The organism is Lyticum sinuosum (genome assembly GCF_034471385.1).
In the GTDB taxonomy this organism is placed as follows: Bacteria; Pseudomonadota; Alphaproteobacteria; order Rickettsiales; family Midichloriaceae; genus Lyticum; species Lyticum sinuosum.
Map to the genome: position 1 here is coordinate 216,559 of NZ_JARGYU010000001.1, position 19,377 is coordinate 235,935.

Sequence of the window (19,377 nt, forward strand, 5' to 3'; positions counted from 1 at the left end):
AATAATGTTTAATCAATAATTATCTAGTATATAGTAGATTCCTATATAATATAATTTAATAATAAACACCATATAAATATAATCCCCATGGGGGTGCGTGATATGTATTTATAGGTGTTAATTTTGTTAATGAATCTGAAATATCTTCACAAGTTATTCTTCCTCTTCCTACTTGACATAGTGTACCAACTATAATTCTAACTTGTCTATGAAGAAAAGATTTAGCTATTATATCAAATTCAATTAATCTTAAGTTTTGTTCTTCTATTTTTGTTTCAATAATATTGAGTTGACTTATAGTTCTACAAGAATTTTTTGCTTGACATGATTTTAAACGGAAATTTTTAAAGTCATGATATCCTAGCATAATATTTGCTGCTTCTTTCATCTTATTTATATTAAGATCATATCCTAAATCCCAAATCCTATTTTTTTGAATTACAGAAGATGTTTTACGAACAGCAATTTTATATAAATATCTACGTTTTTTGGCTGAAAAACGTGCATCGAAATTTTCATCTACTTTTTCAACTTTTACTATAACTACAGGATAATCCCTTATGAAAAAATTAAGACTTTTTATAAATTTATTAATTATAATTTCTTCATTTAGATCAAAATGAGCAACTTGTCCTAAAGCATGAACACCACTATCTGTACGCCCTGCTCCATATATTTGTATATTTAAATATCCTAATTTTTCTAGACCATTTTTTATAACATCTTGAACCCCAGGTTTAACACTGTTTTGACTTTGCCAACCAGAAAAACCAGATCCATCATATTCAATGATTATTTTATAGCGATTTTTTTGAGATTTCATATAAATAATATGATTTAAATCTAGTTTTTTATAAAATTTTTTATAAAATTATAAAATTCTAAAAAAATTAAATATTATTATATTTAGTTAATATTATCACAATTTAATATTATTAAATAAAATATTGAGCTAAATTTTATCATCATCTGTATCTATAAATGGTTTTGATCGATATTTTACGTATTTAGAAATAGGTATTATTTTTTCATTATTATTTTTATTATCTATTCTAGTTTTTTTATTATCAATATCATTTTTTATATCATCTTTTAATATAGACCATATTTCACAATAAAAATTAGATTTTGCATTATTTTCATCATTTTTTATATTGAAATTATATGATTTTTTATTATTAGATGATTTATTTTTTTTATTATGATATAATATATCTTCGTAAGAATCATAATTTCCATCATATATTGTATTTTCTTTTTTATTTTGATTGCATATTATCCCTAATGCATGCTCATTACATTGTATTTCAATATTAGCTACTGGATCAATAAAAGAAGTTATAGCATCAAATGGAATAATAACTTCTTCTAATTCCCCGTAAAAGCTCAGTTTAACTTGAAAGTAATGTTCAAACACTTTAAGATCATAGAATTGATGTTGAAGAAATATATTTATTTCACCTGGATGCTTTTCACGAACATAGTTTGGGATAGTTACACCATGATGATTTGAATAAAATGATATACAAAAATAATTATCAACATCTTTTTTATTATTTTCTACTTTTTTAAGTGCAAATTTTATAATTGAATATAGTGCATTGAGCACAAAAGATTTATAATCTAAAGTAGTACTAAAGTTCATATGAATTGTAAAAAACTATTTAAGGCTGTTATTTATTAATAATAAATTCATATCATTATCAATACAACTCATTTTTTATATATTAATTTTATCTTTTTTATTTGAAAAATAAATAATTTAACCAAAATTACACTATGAAATAATTAATACTATTTAATTTTACAATTAATTTTTTGATAAAAAATATTTATTATATTAGTTTTTTATGTACTAGAGTATATTAATTGATATTATAAAATTTAGCCCCAATATAATTAACTGGTAACTTATAAATAATATCTCCTGTAGGAGTAATAATCCCACTTACACCCATGTTTGCTACTCTTACTAGATATCGTCTTAGTTGTACAGCTTTTATTTGTGACATAGCTAGATGCTGGTATAAACCAATACTATCTCTAAACCATGAATCATTTGCAATATGTATAATAAAATTATTCGAATTATTATTTATGATTTTTTTAGATAAGTTTTTTTCATCAAAAGCAATATCGTAACATATATAAGGAATAATAGTGGTATTAAACATTGGAATAAAAACTTCTTGTGGTAATTTACCTTTTTCAAAATCAGATTCAGATACTGATAATGGTGTTAATTTAGATAAAAATCCTTTCCATGGCATATATTCACCAAATGGTGCAAGATTAATTTTATCATATTCTCCAATAATTGATCCTGACTTATTTAAAATAATTAAAGAATTATAAAAATAAATATTTTTTTTATTTTTTTTTATTCTATCAACTCCACTAATTAATATGTCATCAAAGTTTTTATTACTCCAATTTAATGGTATAAATTTATTATTATAATTTATTGGAAATTGCATGGCAGATTCCGGCCATATGATTATAATACTTTTTTTATATTGTTTATGTGCAATAGCTTGTGCATTTTGTGTTAAAAAAATAATTTTTTCCAATGCTTTAATTTTTTCATTATTATTTTGCGGGGGTTCTTTTATTCCTGCTTGAACAATTAATATAGGTGGTAATGAAATTTTTAATGAAGATATATAATGATAACGCCAGTAAGACCATGAAAATAAAAGAGAAGAAATTAATCCTATAGCAAAACTCCATCTGCAACAATTTACATATGGTGTTATTGCTAATATAACAATATAAAATCCTAAACCCTCTATTTCTAAAATTTCTATTAATTGTAATAAAATAGGATGATAAACGCTAATATGACTCAATAATAGCCATGGAAATGGTTCAATATAATTAATTCTTAATTTCTCTCCTAAAACCCAAAAAAAAGCTAATAATATCGATAAAATATACTTTTGTTGTTTTGTAAAATGTGTAACAGAGAAATTATTATCATAATAGCATTTTTTGTAAGAATATTCGTAATGGAAGCTATTTTGTTTGTGATTCTGTATGTTATTAACACATTTTCCAATTGATTTTGTTATACCAAAAGCAAGCAATAATCCAATTGATTGTGGCCAAACTAAAATAAGCGGTAAACCCAATTGAGTTATATATTTTGCCCATCCAAATTCTTCTTTTGTAGAAGAACTAGAATCAAATGAACATGATATCCATCTTAGTCCAGTGTAGAAGTGAGAATATAGGAAAATTATTATTAGTATAAATATATATAAATAATTTTTATATATATTATTTTCAACTATATAAACTAAAAAGTAAAATGAAAAAAAAATTGTTAAAAAAATATTAAATGGAGAAAATGCAGTAGTTAAAATACCACCAAAAAACACTATAAGGATTATATCTTTTAATATATTTTTAATATTTCTATTGATCACTTCCATATATTACACATTTTATTCTATGTTTATTGACACAAAGCAATATTAAATATATAAAAAGTTTAATAAAATAAAAATAAAAATATACATTATTAAAATGAAGTACATTTCTTCTCACGTAGAAACAAATATCTCCAATAATATTAACATAATTTCAGAAAAAAAAATATTAGATGGTAATTTACAAAATTCTAATCAAAATATAGAATCAAATAATTCTATAAATCTTGGATATTCATTTAGAGGATATAAATGGAATTTATTGGAAGGAGATATTAATACAATACATAATCTTACAGAAAATTTAGAAATAAGCGAAATATTAGCTAGAATTTTAGTTAATCGTGGTATCAACACTGTGTGTGATGCATATTGTTATCTTAATCCTAAATTAAGAGATATATTTCCTGATCCATTTACATTAAAAGATATGGATAAAGGAGTTGATAGACTAATAAAAGCAATAAAAAATAACGAAAAAGTAATTGTTTTTTCTGACTATGATGTTGATGGGGCAACATCAGGCGCATTAATTTATAGATTCTTTAAACAGATTAACTTCGAAGTGGATGTTTATGTTCCTAATCGAAATGCTGAAGGATATAGTTTGAGTACAAAAGTCATTCAAAAATTTAAAGATGATGGATATAATGTTATTATTACAGTAGATTGTGGTAGTTCAGCAATCACACCAGTAAAATTAGCACGAGATCTAGGAATTGATGTGATAATTTTAGATCATCATATTGTAAGTAATGAGATGCCTCCAGCACTTGCACTTATAAATCCTCGTAGACCTGATGATACATCAGAATATAAAATGATAGCTGCTGTGACTGTTGCGTTGATATTCGTAATAGGATTAAGACAAGAACTTAGAAGATCTAAATGGTTTGATAATAATAAAATTGAAGAACCAGATATTATGCCGTTACTTTGTTTAGTCGCATTAGGAACAGTATGTGATGTTATGCCATTAAACAAATTAAACCGCATTTTAGTTAAATCTGGATTACATTTTATTAGAAATAGAAGTAATGTAGGTATATCTACTCTTATGGATATGATGATGAATAATGGGGTTGAAAAAAAGATATCAACACATCATCTGGGATTTACAATAGGGCCTAGAATTAATGCTGGAGGTAGAATTGATGAAAGTAGGCTTGGATTCGAGTTATTATCAACTGATGATGAAGTTAAAGCTAAAGAAATAGTTGAACATATGGAAAGACTAAATAACGAAAGAAGAATCAAAGAACGTATAACAGAAGAAGAAGTTATAAATCAGATTGAAAAACTCTCCCTTTATAAAAACTCAATTATAATTGTAGTAGGAGAAGACTGGCCAATGGGAGTTTTAGGAATATTAGCAAGTAGAATTAAAGAAAGATATCATAAACCATGTGTTATATCATCTATATATGATGAAAAAGTTATTAAGGGATCATGTAGATCAATAATAGGTATTGATATTGGTACATTGTTTAATAAGGCTAAAGAAGATGGATTACTTATTGATGGTGGTGGACATCCAATGGCTGGTGGATTTAGTATAGATTCAAAAAAAATTGAAGAATGGAAAGAATATCTTTACAGAGAAACAGAAAAAATGGAAAGAGATAATAAAAATTTAATAGAAGAATCAAAAAAATTAGATATAGATGTAATATTAAAAGCATCCTCTTTAAATAACGCAAGTATTATAAATATAATAGAACAAGCAATGCCTTTTGGACACGGGAATCCACAACCTAGATTTATGCTTCATAAAGTAAAAATAATAAAAACTATAGTTAGTAAAAGTGGTAATGTTGGATCATTTATTATAGATAGCGATCATAAGAGTAATCGTGAATACAGCGTAGTGCGATGTGTTGTATTTAGAGGTAGTGAAAATGAGTTTGGAAGATTTCTTATTCAAAATGAAGGAGCAATAGTTAATATGGTAGGAACTGTTCAAGAAAGTCCTAAACTTCCTGATAAGATTGATTTTATCTTAGAAGATATTGGTATTATGGATAATTGTCATTAAAAAATATATAATTCTTATAACTCTTCTTGCTATGTTGATTTATTTTATTATAATATAAAATAATAGTAAAAAAATATATATTAATACATATTAATTCGGCAATTATTATTATTGCTAAAGTTGTATTTAATTATATTTATAAGGTTATATTAAAATAATATAAAGATAATTTTAATTTTTATATTATTAATAATTTTATATAATTAGTATTGTTTAATTTTAGTTTTATATCCTCAATTGTATGGTTGGGATTAATAGGTATTGTATTTTTTACAGAAATATTCTGTTCAGTAACATCTAATCACCCTGGATACAATAAAATAGACTATTACTCTCCACAAACAGTAACTAGAGTTTATGATAAATCTGGAAGAAAAATCGGACAATTTGCTCGTGAAAATAGAATAATAACTAAATATACTGACATTCCTCAAACATTAATTGATGCTTTTCTTGCTGCAGAAGATAAAAATTTTTTTCTTCATCAAGGAGTTGATATTGAAAGATTAGGATTTGCTATATTTCAAAGTATTTATAATCTTTTTAAGCATAAAAGATTGGTAGGCGCATCAACTATAACACAACAAGTAGTTCGCAATATTTTAATAGATAATTCACGAAATATTGACAGAAAAATCAGAGAAATTGTACTAGCTTATAGAATAAGTCAATTATATACAAAAGAAAAAATACTTGAAATATATCTCAATCATATATTTCTTGGAAATAATAGTTATGGAGTTGCAGCTGCAGCACAAAGTTATTTTGGAAAAAGATTATATGATTTAACAATTGCTGAAATTGCCGTTTTAGCATCATTACCAAAAGCACCATCTCAACTTAATCCTTTGGTTTATCCAGAGAAAATTCTAATAAGAAGAAATTGGGTTATAAATAAAATGGTTAAAGATGGTTTTATATCAGAAGAAGATGGCAAAATTGCTATAAATGAACCAATTAATTTAAATAAATCATCGAAATTTGGTAATAATAATGATATACTAAGAGATTATATAGAATCTGTTAGACGTCAACTAATTGATTTATTTGGAGAAGATATTGTTTATACAAAAGGACTAACAGTTATTACAAATATTGATATAGAAATACAAAATAAAGCATATGAAGCATTTATTACTCAAATAAATAATTATGATAGACGTCATGGATGGAGAGGACCAATTACAAATATCTATAATAAAAACATAAATATACCTAAAGATAATAATTATAAAATTCCTTATGACATATGGTTTCCTTATATTAAATCTATAGAAAAACCAGATGGTATGTTAAATAGTCAACTCATTGCTATAGTCATAGAAATAAATAATAATTCTGTTAAAATTGGATTTAATAACGGACAGGAAGGTGTAATAAAAATCAATAATATGAGTTGGGCTAGAAAAAATCTTCCTAAACAACATTTAGGTAAAGCTATAAAAACACCTAAAGATTTATTAAGTATTGGAGATGTTATTTTGGTAAGAAATAAAAAAATAAATTTATTATCTGAACTAACTGAATATTCTAATGTTTCAATTAATTCTCAAAAATTCAATAAAAAAAGTAATAAAAAAAATTTTTTATTACAAGATGAATGGATATTAGAACAAATTCCTAATGTTAATGGTGGAATCGTTATCTTAGAACCATATACTGGAAATATACTTGCAATGATAAGTGGATATTATGGTGATCATTTTAATCGTGTTATTCAAGCTAATCGTCAACCAGGATCAATATTTAAACCTATAGTTCATACCGTAGCGCTAGAATATGGATTGAACCCATACACTACAATTAAAGATGAACCTTTATCAATAAATATGGGTTCATCTGCTGGTGGAGTATGGACTCCTAAAAATTATACTAAAACCTTTCTTGGAGATATTACATTAACAGAAGCACTCGCAAAATCACGTAATTTACCAACAGTCCGTCTCACATTAGCACTTGGTGTTCCTAGAATTATGGAAATGGCTAAAAGATTTAAAATATATACAAATAATATAAATTTTTATACAAAAGAATATGCGTTAGGTCTTGGAACAAAAGAAACAACATTACTAAATATGGCTAATGCTTATAATTCTATAGCTAGTCATGGATTTCTAACTACTCCAGAACTTATATCTGAAATCTATTCTCAAGATGGAAAATTAATTTATAAATCGAAAATTGATTATGAAAATTATGAAAAAAATAAAAAATTAATCAATCAAGAAGTAATAGATAATATATATTCCAATATTGAGGATATTAATCCAGATAATAGTAATTCTGAATATTATCCACCTAAAGTGTTATTAGGTAGATCTAAAATTATAAAAAATAAAGTATATAATCATATAAATAATATGCTATCTGATACGATTAAGTGGGGTACTGCCAGAGGTATTAAAACAAAGCTACCATTTGCTGGTAAAACTGGAAGTACGAACTCATCTTTTGATTCATGGTTTATTGGGTATACAGCTCAATTTACTATTGGAGTATATGTTGGATTTGATACTCCTTACACTCTTGGTGATAAAGAATATGGTGCTACAATAGCATTACCTATAGCAGATGATGTAATTAATAAATTAGAAAAAAATTATTCGCAAATACCATTATCACAATTCCCATCTAGTACTGAAATATATAATGATAATAGTTGGAAAAAACCTGATGAAAAATATGATTCGATAAAATGGTATTATATTAATAATTAAATTATTAATAAATAAGTAAATAAAAAATAATATAATATATTTTAATTATTATCTGTTATTTCTAATAATTTTCCTAAAATAGTGTTTCTTTGTGGTTCATTTCTGTTAAATATTGCAATATTTAATGCTTTTCTTTGACCAATAAAAATTGCTAAGTTTTTAGCTCTAGTTAAAGCAGTGTAAAAAATCCTACGATTTAACATCATAAAATGTTGAGTAACAATTGGAATAATAACTATTGGATATTCTGACCCTTGTGATTTATGAATCGTAATAGCATAAGCATGAACTATCTGTTCTAATTCTGAAAAGCGATATAATACTTCTCTATCATCAAATAATATATTTAATTCTTTTTTGATATAATTTATAAACTTAATATATCCTATATCTCCATTAAAAACATTCTTATTATAGTTATTTTCAACTTGCATAACTTTATCATCTATATAATATTTTGACCCAAAACACTCAATAAATTGAGATGGTGATTTATTTATGAATAGATTTTGCATAACTGCATTAAGATTCCGAACACCAAGCAATCCTTTTTGCATAGGTGATATAATTTGTAAATTATATTTAAGATTGGATTTTAAATTAACTTCTTTATTATAATATGCATTATTAGATATTAATTTATTATAAATAATTGGAATTTCATTTTGAATTAATGATATCAGTTTATTAATTGGATTTTCAGATTTGTTTACATCAACAAAAATACAATCTTGAATATTATTTTTATTTATAGGTGGAATTAATGGGTTTTTTCCATTATTAATACAATATGCAGAATATATTATTTTACTTTGATTAGATTGGCGAAAAATCTGATTTAAATATACAATAGGAAAAATTCCAGATTTTATTATATCTTTTAATATATTTCCACAGCCTACAGAGGGAAGTTGATCAATATCACCTATTATTATTAAATGAATAGTTAATTGTAGCGCTTTAAGCAAATAATACATCATTTTTACATCTATCATAGACCCTTCATCTATAATCATAATATCACATCGCAAACAATTATTTTCATCGTAACGAAAGGCTTTTTTTATTGGGTCAAATTCTAAAAGCCTATGAATTGTATAAGCTTCTGTTTTAGTGCTATCACTTAATCTTTTAGCTGCTCTACCAGTAGGAGCAACTAATTTTATCTTAAGTTCTGGAAAATAATTTCTTAGAATAAGTAAAAGAGAATAAACCATTGTTGTTTTTCCTGTACCAGGGCCTCCAGTTATAACAGAGCATTTATTATTAATAGCTGCAGTAATACCATTTTTCTGATTATCTGTTAGTTTTATATTATGATTATCTTCTAACCATTTTATTTTTTTATTAGTATTAATTATAGAAGTTATACAACTAGGATTTTTTTTAATTAATATTAATTTTTGTGCAACAAATCTCTCAATATAATAATATGCAGGGTTAAAAATAAATGGATCTAATTGGTGATTTCTATAAACAATACTATTAAAATTATTATCGTTATTAATAGAATTATTTAGATTTCGATTATTATCGGTAGTTATATTTGTATTTTGTTTAATTAAATTAAATAAATCACTATAATGAATTTTATTAAAATTTAATCTATCTACTGCAACCATTTTCTCTTCTTTTAAAAGAGATAATAAATTTTCAATTACAATATTGATATCTATATTTAATTCTTCTACACATTTTTTTATCAATACTGATATATATTCACAGCAAGAACCATCAGCAATTACTTTCTGCATAATATAATTAATTCCTGATTTTGCTCTTAAAGATGAATTTATATCAATACCTGATTTCATTGCTATTTTATCTGCTTTTAAGAAGCCAATTCCTTTAATTTCATTAAAAAGTACATAAGGATTATTTTTTATAATTTCTATACTTTTTTCTTTAAAATGTTGCCAAATTTTTATAGTATATCTGATACTTATATCATATTCTTGTAAAAATAATATAATATCATGAAACTTTTTATTTTTTTGCCAACTTTCTTGAATAATTTTCAATTTTGCAGATCCTATACCTTTTACAAACTTTAATTTTTCAATATCATTTTCAATTATATCTATTGTTTTAGATCCAAATAATTTAACTATTTCTTGAGCTATACTAGGTCCAATCCCTCTAATTATTCCAGAAGATAGATATCGAATTATACCATCGATATTTTTCTTCTCATCGTCTTTGTACTGGTGTTTCATTATGTTTCTAGATTTAGAGAATTTTTTAATTATTTAAGCTATTTGGCATATTGATTATATACTATAAAAAGTGTATATACTTAAACTTGTTTATCAATAATCATAAAAATAATAATTAAAATGACATTAGTAGGAAAAAAATTAATAGATTTTACATCTCCAGCTATTATGGCAGATAATAATATTAATGAGAATTTTAATCTTTATGAAAATATAAATGGAAAAAAAACAATTATTTTCTTTTATCCTTTAAATTTTACATTTGTTTGTCCTTCTGAAATTATTTCTCTTAATGAAAAAATTGATCAATTTTATAGACTAAATGCATCAGTTATTGTGATAAGTGTTGATTCCCACTTTTCTCATCTAACTTATAAAAAAACACATCCTAGAGATGGAGGAATAGGAAATGTGAACTTTACCATGGTGTCAGATATTAAAAAAAATATTGCTAAAGAATATGGTATTTTATACGATGAATCTATTGCACTTCGTGCTACTTTTATAGCTGATGAAGACAAAATTATAAGACATTCTGTTGTTAATGATTTTCCATTAGGAAGGAATATTGATGAAATGATTAGAATTATTGAGGCTATTGATTTTCATAAACAGAATGGAGAAGTTTGTCCTGCAAATTGGAAAAAAGGACAATCTGGTATGAAACCAACAGTAGATGGTGTTCGCAAATATTTAAGTGAAAATTTTTCTTCATAACTTTTAGTTTATATAAGTAATTGAAATTATATAAAATGTTTACAAGATTTTCTGTTTATATACACCAACAGTAGTATAATATCAAAAATCATTGCTTTTTAATTATAAATAAGTTATTTAATTATAATTGGATGTTTAATAAAACTATACAATTTAATTTACTAACATGAGTAGAAAATGCATAATAACAGGAAAAGTTCCTCAGAGCGGTAATTTAGTCTCTCATTCTAAAAGAAGAACTAAAAGGAAATTTAGACCCAATATTCAGAATGTTAGATTATACAGTGATGTTTTAAAAAGAAGTGTGAAAATAAAAACAACTCCACATGGAATGAGAATTGTAGATGCTAAAGGTGGAATAGATAAATATATACTTTCACTAAAACCAAGAAAGATTTGTCCATTTATAAGAAAACTAAAAAAAGAAATATTATATAATATGTTATATAAAAACACTACATCTAATGCATCTATTAATTAAAAATTTATTATAAATATTCATTATAAATAAATAAAAAAATCTCAGAATATATAAAATTTTATAATTCTTATAATATTAATAGCTTATTATTCTAAATTCTTATATATTTCATATATTAATATTATTTTAATTATTTATGAAATTTTTTAAGATGAAATATTAATTCTTTTGATATTTTTTAGAAATTAGTTTTTTGTTTATTTTTGCATTTCTTTAATTGCATTTTGTAATATCTTAATTTGATCACTATTTTGTGATTGTGGTTTTTTAGATAAATTCCCTATTTCTTTTAAAGTCTTTGATTGTATTTTAGAAGAAGAAGATTTTTTAGAACTATCAGAATCGGTAATATTTTTACCTATATCTTTAATATTATCGTTAAGATTAAGATCTACGTTGTCATTAGGAAAAAAATTTTCAGGAAGAATATCTTCCATTAGACTTCTTCTTGCATCAGATAAATATGGGTAACTTATAGAGCTTAATAAAATACCAGGTAAAGCACTTTTTTCATCTCCATCATTAAAAACAGATAAAATTCTGCTGACACAAGTAAAAATCACTACTACAAAAAAAGATCCTCTTAAAATACCAAATCCGAAGCCAAGTATTTTATCTATGCTTGATCTACTGAATCCATATAGTAATCCTATGAGGATACTATTGAATATCGAGAAAAAAATCATGGAAATAACAATGACAATTGTATAACTAATAACTCCAGCAATTACTATACTATGAATCTTACTTTCTACTAATTCCATCATATATGGTTTAGAAATATAGCTAAAATAAGCAACTCCTATCCATCCAATTAATTTTATCATCGATCTTAGAAATCCATAATAAAATCCACTCAAAGTAGACATAACTATTATTAATGCTACTACAATATCTATTTCATTTAATTCTTGCATGAAATATCTTAAAAGGTAATTAAATAAAAAACAAATCAATTTATCAATGAAGATTGAAGCATATATTAATATAACAAAGCAATAAATTTAGTATATATATCTTTAGATAAAATCAGATAAAAGATACATTTGTCAGTATATTTACTATAAGGTGTAGAATTCATTCATATAACACTAATATAAAATAATAATATTATATAATAAAAAATTAACAATAATATAATAAATTAAAAATAATATAAATAATTTCTGATATATATAGATAAAATTAACTAATAACTAATTATATATCACTTTATATTTTTTTTATACAAAAAATTAAATAATATGAATTAAGCAAATTGATTTGATAAAAAAGTTTTGTTAATGTATTTTAAGGAATATATATCAATAACAAAGCCATTTGGCTTAAATAATTAACAAAATAAATAACTTTAAATAAGTTTAAAGAGCATTTTATTATGAGTATGCCGGAATATAATCTTCATTATGAGATAACAGGTGGAGAGCCAATTTATGGAGATATCCATTGTATGGGAGCTAAAAACCTTGCAACAAAAGTAATGATTGCTGCTATACTGGGAGAATCAACTACAACATTATATAATGTCCCATCAATTGGTGATGTTGATATAACTGTTAAAATGCTTCGTTCTATAGGTGCTGATATATCTTGGGAAAATAATGTAATGAAAATTAATCCCAAAACAGTTCACAGTGCTAATGTTTTAATGCCAGATTCCAGAACAAATCGCATTCCAATATTATTACTAAGTATTTTATTACAAAAATTTGATCATGTTGTTGTACCACATGTAGGTGGTGATAAAATAGGAGAAAGAAATATTACTTTTCATATAGAAGCTTTAAAAAGCTTTGGTGCTTCGATTGTTTATCACGATAACTCATATAAAGCATCAAAGAATGGGAAATTAAGAAAAAGCCATATAAATTTACCATATCCTTCTGTAGGTGCAACAGAAACATGCATTTTTTTAGGAGTTCTGGCTAAAGGAACGAGTGTAATAAAAAATGTTGCAATTGAACCTGAAATTATTGAACTCATTACTATGCTATCTTCAATGGGTGCAATTATTATTATTGGTAATAATAGAGAAATAACAATTCATGGTGTGGATAGGCTTTTTGGTACTGAATTTACAATTATTGGTGATAGAATTGAAGCTGTTTCTTGGGCAAGCTTAGCAGGCGCATCAGATGGAAAAATTAGAGTATCAGGAATAAAGCCTGGATTACTATGTAATTTTTATCCATATTATCAAATGGCAGGTTGTGGATATACTTGCATTAGTGATAATATTATAGAATTTTTTCGTAAGAAAAAATTATCTCCTGTTTCAATAGAAACAGATGTTTATCCTGGGTTTGCAACAGACTGGCAACAAACTTTTGCAATCATGCTAACACAAGCAGAAGGGATATCTGTTATTCATGAAACTGTTCATGATAATAGAATGAGTTATTTAAAAGTTATAACAGAGCTAGGCGCTAATGTTCAATCAAGTACTTCTTGTCTAGGATCTGTTCCATGTCGCTATCGTTCTCTAAACCATGAGCATAGTGCTATTATAGCTGGAAAAACTCATCTAAAATCAATTAAAGAATCTATAAAAATACCAGATCTACGAGCAGGATTAGCTTATGTAATTGCTGCTGCTGTAGCTGAAGGAAAGACTATTTTAAGTGCAACTGATCAAATTCATCGTGGATACGGAAATCTCACAGAAAGATTAAAAAATACTAATCTTAAAATAAAAGTTTATCCAATTTCAGAATGAACTTTATATATTTTTATATATTTATTCTATTATTATTAATTTATCTTAGTTATAAATTCTATATCATTTATATTAGTAATATTTTAAAATTCATAATTAATAAAAATTTTTCTGAAATATTTTTTATCATATTAAAAAATTTATATAATAAATTGTAAAATACAAACAGTATATAACCACATATAAAATATATCTTTATTTCTTATTATTTAATATATAATTATAAAAACATTATTGACTGACTATTTTTATAGTATATATTATTAGAATGATGTTTGTTTTGTAACAATACAATATGTCAATTATACTTGTATATAATTGTATATAAAACTATTATTGATTGAGTTTTTACTTTTTATAAAAAAATGATTGAAGATTATAAAATTAAGGCTTGGCCTATTTGTAATAAATTAACAGGAGGAGATTTAAATAAAATGAGGAAAGAAGGTTTTATTCCAGGTGTGATATACGGTGGGAATACAGATAATTTCCTGATATCTGTTATAACAAGAAATGTTGAAGACTATATAGAAAAGAATCCTGTTAGGAATCGTGTTTTTATAATTCAGCATCTAGATAAAAGTTCTCCTAAAAATATTAAAGTTTCAAATAATGATGTTATAAATATTAGTGAAGAAAGATGTTACTTACGTTCTATTCAATATCATCCTGTTACAGATAAACCACTCCATATAGAACTGCAAAGATTAAATAATGAATCTGAAAAACCTATAGCAATAGAAGTTCCTATTAAAGAGAAAAATTATTTTACATCACTAGGTATAAGACATGGTGGTAAATTAAATAGAGTACGTCGTAAACTAAGACTTTATTGTCCTCATGATCGTATTGTTCCAACTATAGAAGTTGATTTAGAAAAATGTGATATTGGTCATATAATTCGTGTGAGAGATCTTAATCTACCTGATTATGTCAGAGTCTTATGTAATCAAGATGAAGTTATATTTCGTTTAAGTGGTAGATCTTCTGCAAATACTAAAACTACTACTACACCTTCTTCTTAATTGAGTTTATATTTATATAATCTTTCACTTTATCTGTTATTTTTACTATTATTTATTTTACATTCTTATATATTTTTATTATTTTGATAAATAATTAGTATTTTTATATCATTAATATATAAATAATTTTAGTTTTATTTAAAATAATAATATAATAATTAAACTAATATCACTAATAGACTAAAATATTAGATCTAATAATATGTCTCAAAAAAAACAAGCAAAAAATTTAAAATTAAAAAAAAATACTGTTAAAAAAAATCAAAATACTGAAAGTAATATCACTAATTTAACTAAAAATATAAATTCAAATAAAAACAGTGTAAATACTGGTAGTCAAGTAGAAAAAAATACTAAATTTTTATTTTATAGAAAAAAAATAGAAAAATTTATTAAAGAAGTTTATTCTGAGTACTTAAGAGTTGTTTGGCCTAATAAAGATGAAGTTGTTTCTATATTTTTTTTAATTGGATTAGTTAGTTTTTTCACATCTATATTTTTTATGTTAACTGATTATGTTTCTTATAATATTATAAATTATTTTATAGTTTCAAAGTGATATTGACATAAAATAATATTAATATCCAATTTATCTATATAAATATAATCTCTTTTTCTATACTATATATAGTATAGAGTTGTTTTACTATTATTTTTAATAGTAAAAATACCTATAAATATAAAATTAATATAAAATACTAATAGAATAATTAAAAGCTTATATAATAAGATTATTAATGATTTTTATTATTTTTAGCAGATTTTAGTTAAAATTTTAGTAATATATATTATTTTGATAATATTTTAATATATTAATAATATAATAATAAAAAATGAAAACTTTTTTAAAAAATTCAGATAATGATTTAGAGAATAATATTACAAGTATTAATCAAAATAATGATAATAGTATTGTTAATACTGATAGTTCTTTAGATGATAATATCTCATTAAAAGGTAAATGGTATATAATAAATGTGATTCCTGGCAGGGAGAGTAAAATTCTTGGATTAATAAAAGAAGAAGCAATAAAGAATAGTATTGATGATAAAATATATGATATTTTTATGCCTATTGAAAATTATACTTCTATTGCTCGTGGAAACAGAAGACTTGTTTCAAAAAAAGTTTTACCTGGATATATTATGATTAATGTTGATCTTGATGAAAGAATATATACAATATTGCGTTCTATTCCTGATGTCCTAGGATTTTTAGGTGGTAAAGAGCCAAAAGTAGTTCCAGAAAATCAAGTAAATACTTTAAAAAAATCTGTTGAATTAATGGCAATAAAAAATATGAATATATCTATTTATAAGATTGGGGATTTTGTAAAAATATTAGATGGTCCATTTGAAGGATTCACAGCTCTTATAGAAGAAGTTGATCTTGATAAAAAAAACCTAAAAGTTGCGGTCTCAATATTTGGCAGAGAGACTACAATTTCAGTCCATTTTAATCAAGTATACATTATAAAAGAACAACATTATTAATACAAAATATTGACACAAAAAAAATTGTTGTTATAATTGCACTGACAGCATTTTTAGAGGTTACAAAGTTAAAAATTATTATTAGTATATGTTAATAAAAGGGAAAATATCAGGGACAATAAGATTGGTTATACCATCTGGGAAAGCAACACCAGCTCCTCCTATAGGTCCTGCTCTTGCGCAAAAGAAATTGAATATTCAAAATTTTTGCAAAGAGTTCAATGAAAGATCTCTTAAAATGTATGAGATTACCACTCCTTTAGTTGTTGTTATTACTGCATACACTAATAATACTTATACTTTTATTATAAAAAATCCTCCTACTTCTTATCTTGTTCTTAAAAAATTCGGCAAAGGATTATCTACTCCGAATAAAATTAAAGGTCCTGATGTTAGCATTGAAGAGCTGAGATCTGTTGCTAAAATTAAGATGAGCGAGATGATGGTAAGAAGTGAAGATGCTGCTCTAGCATGTGTTGTTGGTATGGCTAAAAGTGCAGGATTGAATATTATATACGATGAATCTAGATCTGAAGAATAATAAATATTCTAGATAATTTTACAAGCATATAAATATATAAATAAAATTATTATATTATATATTATATTCATCTTATTTTTATATTAATTTAAATCAAAATTAATTCAAAATTTATATTTTTACAGAGATATCTATATTAATTTTATGGTAAAAAAAACAAAAAGGAAAAAACACATAGAAGAATCTATTTTAAATTTTATTAATGACAAAATTACTAATATTTCTCAGTCTAGTCATGAGAATAATGGTATATTTAAGATGTCAATCGACGATTCTATCACTTGGATTAAAAAATATGCAAATGATTTTACAAAATTTGATGAAAGTATTGAAATATGTGTTGATCTAAAGGGTTTGGACTCGAAAAAATCTGATCAGAATATTTCTGGTACTATTGCTTTACCTGCGGGAACTGGGAGAAATCTGATTATAGCTGCTTTTGTTAATGAAGATATGAAAAATGAAGTTATATCTAATGGCGCAACATATGCAGGATATGAGTCATTAATTGAGATGATAAAATCCAATAAAAGAAAAAAAATAGATGTTTGTATTGCTCATCCTAGTACAATGGCAAAATTAGCTTCTGAACTTGGGAAAATATTAGGCCCTAAGGGATTAATGCCAAATCCCAAATTAGGTACTGTTTCTAATGACATAATTTCACTTGTTAAATCTATAAATAATCATGTGTTTCTTAAAAGTGATAAAACTTCTAGAATTCGTTCCATGATAGGAAAGATTAGTTTTAGTCATCATGATATAAAAATTAATTTCGATGCATTTATTGATGGTTTATCTAAAATAATTAGCAATGGTTCAATTGGTCAATGTTATTTAACAACCACACAGGGTCAGTTTTGTTTAGAAATACAAAAATAATTATTATTATAATTCTATTAATAGAGAATAATTAATATTATTAATATTATTTTGTTTAAAATTATTCATATTTGCATATTAACTGCATCTAAGTTTTATTCTTGCTAAATAATAAAAAGAATAAAATAGTAAAAAATTAGTAAAAAATATTTGATTAAAATTTACAATGCAATATAGCTTGCATTGTAATATATTTTTTTTAGTTACTATTTATATCAACATTAGTTTCAACATTAATGTTATTATTTAGTTCTTGAATTTAATTTGAGAATTTAATTTGATTATATTATGTTTATATAACTAGATTAAATTAAAATAGTTAAAAATTACTTGTTTTTTAATTATTATTAGATTTCTATCAGAAATATCTTTTAATTTAAGTTTTTTTGATATTACAATCTGTTTTTATCAGAAATATTTTTTAGTTACTATTTATATCAACATTAGTTTCAACATTAATGTTATTATTTAGTTCTTGAATTTAATTTGAGAATTTAATTTGATTATATTATGTTTATATAACTAGATTAAATTAAAATAGTTAAAAATTACTTGTTTTTTAATTATTATTAGATTTCTATCAGAAATATCTTTTAATTTAAATTTTTTTCTGATATTACAATCTGTTTTTATCAGAAATATTTTTTAGTTATTATTTATATCAACATTAGTTTCAACATTAATGTTATTATTTAGTTCTTGAATTTAATTTGAGAATTTAATTTGATTATATTATGTTTATATAACTAGATTAAATTAAAATAGTTAAAAATTACTTGTTTTTTAATTATTATTAGATTTCTATCAGAAATATCTTTTAATTTAAGTTTTTTCTGATATTACAATCTATTTTTATCAGAAATATTTTTTAGTTATTATTTATATCAACATTAGTTTCAACATTAATGTTATTATTTAGTTCTTGAATTTAATTTGAGAATTTAATTTGATTATATTATGTTTATATAACTAGATTAAATTAAAATAGTTAAAAATTACTTGTTTTTTAATTATTATTAGATTTCTATCAGAAATATCTTTTAATTTAAATTTTTTTCTGATATTACAATCTGTTTTTATCAGAAATATTGTAATATATTTTTTTTTGATCTTTAATATTATA

Annotated in this window: 15 protein-coding genes; 10 read left to right on the forward strand and 5 right to left on the reverse strand. The window is 23.7% G+C overall.

Annotated elements, in window-relative coordinates; genetic code table 11:
• Positions 1-55: 55 nt before the first annotated feature.
• The 3 genes from truA to lnt form a co-directional block, all read right to left on the reverse strand.
• The gene (gene truA / locus Lyticum_RS00870; protein WP_322498449.1) at positions 56-823 is read right to left on the reverse strand and encodes a tRNA pseudouridine(38-40) synthase TruA; all 768 of its coding nucleotides are present in this window, start codon (positions 821-823) and stop codon (positions 56-58) included.
• 129 nt (positions 824-952) lie between these two features.
• Positions 953-1,645: a ClpXP protease specificity-enhancing factor SspB gene (locus Lyticum_RS00875; protein ID WP_322498450.1), complete on the reverse strand. Its 693-nt coding sequence runs from the start codon at positions 1,643-1,645 to the stop codon at positions 953-955.
• 220 nt (positions 1,646-1,865) lie between these two features.
• Positions 1,866-3,434, reverse strand: a complete 1,569-nt coding sequence (gene lnt / locus Lyticum_RS00880) for an apolipoprotein N-acyltransferase (RefSeq protein WP_322498451.1) — start codon at positions 3,432-3,434, stop codon at positions 1,866-1,868.
• A 94-nt stretch (positions 3,435-3,528) separates the two neighbouring features.
• Between lnt and recJ the strand changes: the two genes are divergently transcribed.
• Both recJ and Lyticum_RS00890 read left to right on the forward strand, forming a co-directional pair.
• Positions 3,529-5,466 (forward strand): single-stranded-DNA-specific exonuclease RecJ, encoded by a 1,938-nt coding sequence (gene recJ, locus Lyticum_RS00885; protein WP_322498452.1) that lies wholly within the window; start codon positions 3,529-3,531, stop codon positions 5,464-5,466.
• 209 nt (positions 5,467-5,675) lie between these two features.
• The gene (locus Lyticum_RS00890; RefSeq protein WP_322498453.1) at positions 5,676-8,183 is read left to right on the forward strand and encodes a penicillin-binding protein 1A; all 2,508 of its coding nucleotides are present in this window, start codon (positions 5,676-5,678) and stop codon (positions 8,181-8,183) included.
• 41 nt (positions 8,184-8,224) lie between these two features.
• On the opposite strand, the gene recD2 is transcribed toward Lyticum_RS00890, so the two are convergent.
• The gene (recD2, locus tag Lyticum_RS00895; protein WP_322498454.1) at positions 8,225-10,399 is read right to left on the reverse strand and encodes an SF1B family DNA helicase RecD2; all 2,175 of its coding nucleotides are present in this window, start codon (positions 10,397-10,399) and stop codon (positions 8,225-8,227) included.
• A 120-nt stretch (positions 10,400-10,519) separates the two neighbouring features.
• On the opposite strand from recD2, the gene Lyticum_RS00900 reads away from it, so the two are divergent.
• Positions 10,520-11,116: a peroxiredoxin gene (locus Lyticum_RS00900; RefSeq protein ID WP_322498455.1), complete on the forward strand. Its 597-nt coding sequence runs from the start codon at positions 10,520-10,522 to the stop codon at positions 11,114-11,116.
• Positions 11,117-11,282: 166 nt separating this feature from the next.
• The gene (gene rpmB, locus Lyticum_RS00905) at positions 11,283-11,597 is read left to right on the forward strand and encodes a 50S ribosomal protein L28 (protein ID WP_322498456.1); all 315 of its coding nucleotides are present in this window, start codon (positions 11,283-11,285) and stop codon (positions 11,595-11,597) included.
• A gap of 197 nt (positions 11,598-11,794) precedes the next feature.
• On the opposite strand, the gene Lyticum_RS00910 is transcribed toward rpmB, so the two are convergent.
• The gene (locus Lyticum_RS00910) at positions 11,795-12,514 is read right to left on the reverse strand and encodes a CvpA family protein (protein WP_322498457.1); all 720 of its coding nucleotides are present in this window, start codon (positions 12,512-12,514) and stop codon (positions 11,795-11,797) included.
• Between the two features lie 461 nt (positions 12,515-12,975).
• On the opposite strand from Lyticum_RS00910, the gene murA reads away from it, so the two are divergent.
• The 6 genes from murA (at position 12,976) to Lyticum_RS00940 (ending at position 18,254) form a co-directional block, all read left to right on the forward strand.
• Positions 12,976-14,313 carry a UDP-N-acetylglucosamine 1-carboxyvinyltransferase gene (murA, locus tag Lyticum_RS00915; protein WP_322498458.1) on the forward strand — a complete coding sequence of 446 codons (1,338 nt, stop codon included), beginning with the start codon at positions 12,976-12,978 and terminating at the stop codon, positions 14,311-14,313.
• Positions 14,314-14,678: 365 nt separating this feature from the next.
• A complete protein-coding gene (locus Lyticum_RS00920; protein WP_322498459.1) occupies positions 14,679-15,338 on the forward strand; it encodes a 50S ribosomal protein L25 in 660 nt (219 codons plus the stop codon).
• 202 nt (positions 15,339-15,540) lie between these two features.
• The gene (secE, locus tag Lyticum_RS00925; protein WP_322498460.1) at positions 15,541-15,897 is read left to right on the forward strand and encodes a preprotein translocase subunit SecE; all 357 of its coding nucleotides are present in this window, start codon (positions 15,541-15,543) and stop codon (positions 15,895-15,897) included.
• A 274-nt stretch (positions 15,898-16,171) separates the two neighbouring features.
• Positions 16,172-16,831: a transcription termination/antitermination protein NusG gene (gene nusG, locus Lyticum_RS00930; protein ID WP_322498461.1), complete on the forward strand. Its 660-nt coding sequence runs from the start codon at positions 16,172-16,174 to the stop codon at positions 16,829-16,831.
• Between the two features lie 88 nt (positions 16,832-16,919).
• Complete coding sequence (locus Lyticum_RS00935; protein WP_322498462.1) at positions 16,920-17,372, forward strand: uL11 family ribosomal protein; 453 nt, start codon at positions 16,920-16,922, stop codon at positions 17,370-17,372.
• 144 nt (positions 17,373-17,516) lie between these two features.
• Entirely contained in the window at positions 17,517-18,254 is a 738-nt protein-coding gene (locus Lyticum_RS00940) for a 50S ribosomal protein L1 (protein WP_322498463.1), read from the forward strand.
• Positions 18,255-19,377: the final 1,123 nt, after the last annotated feature.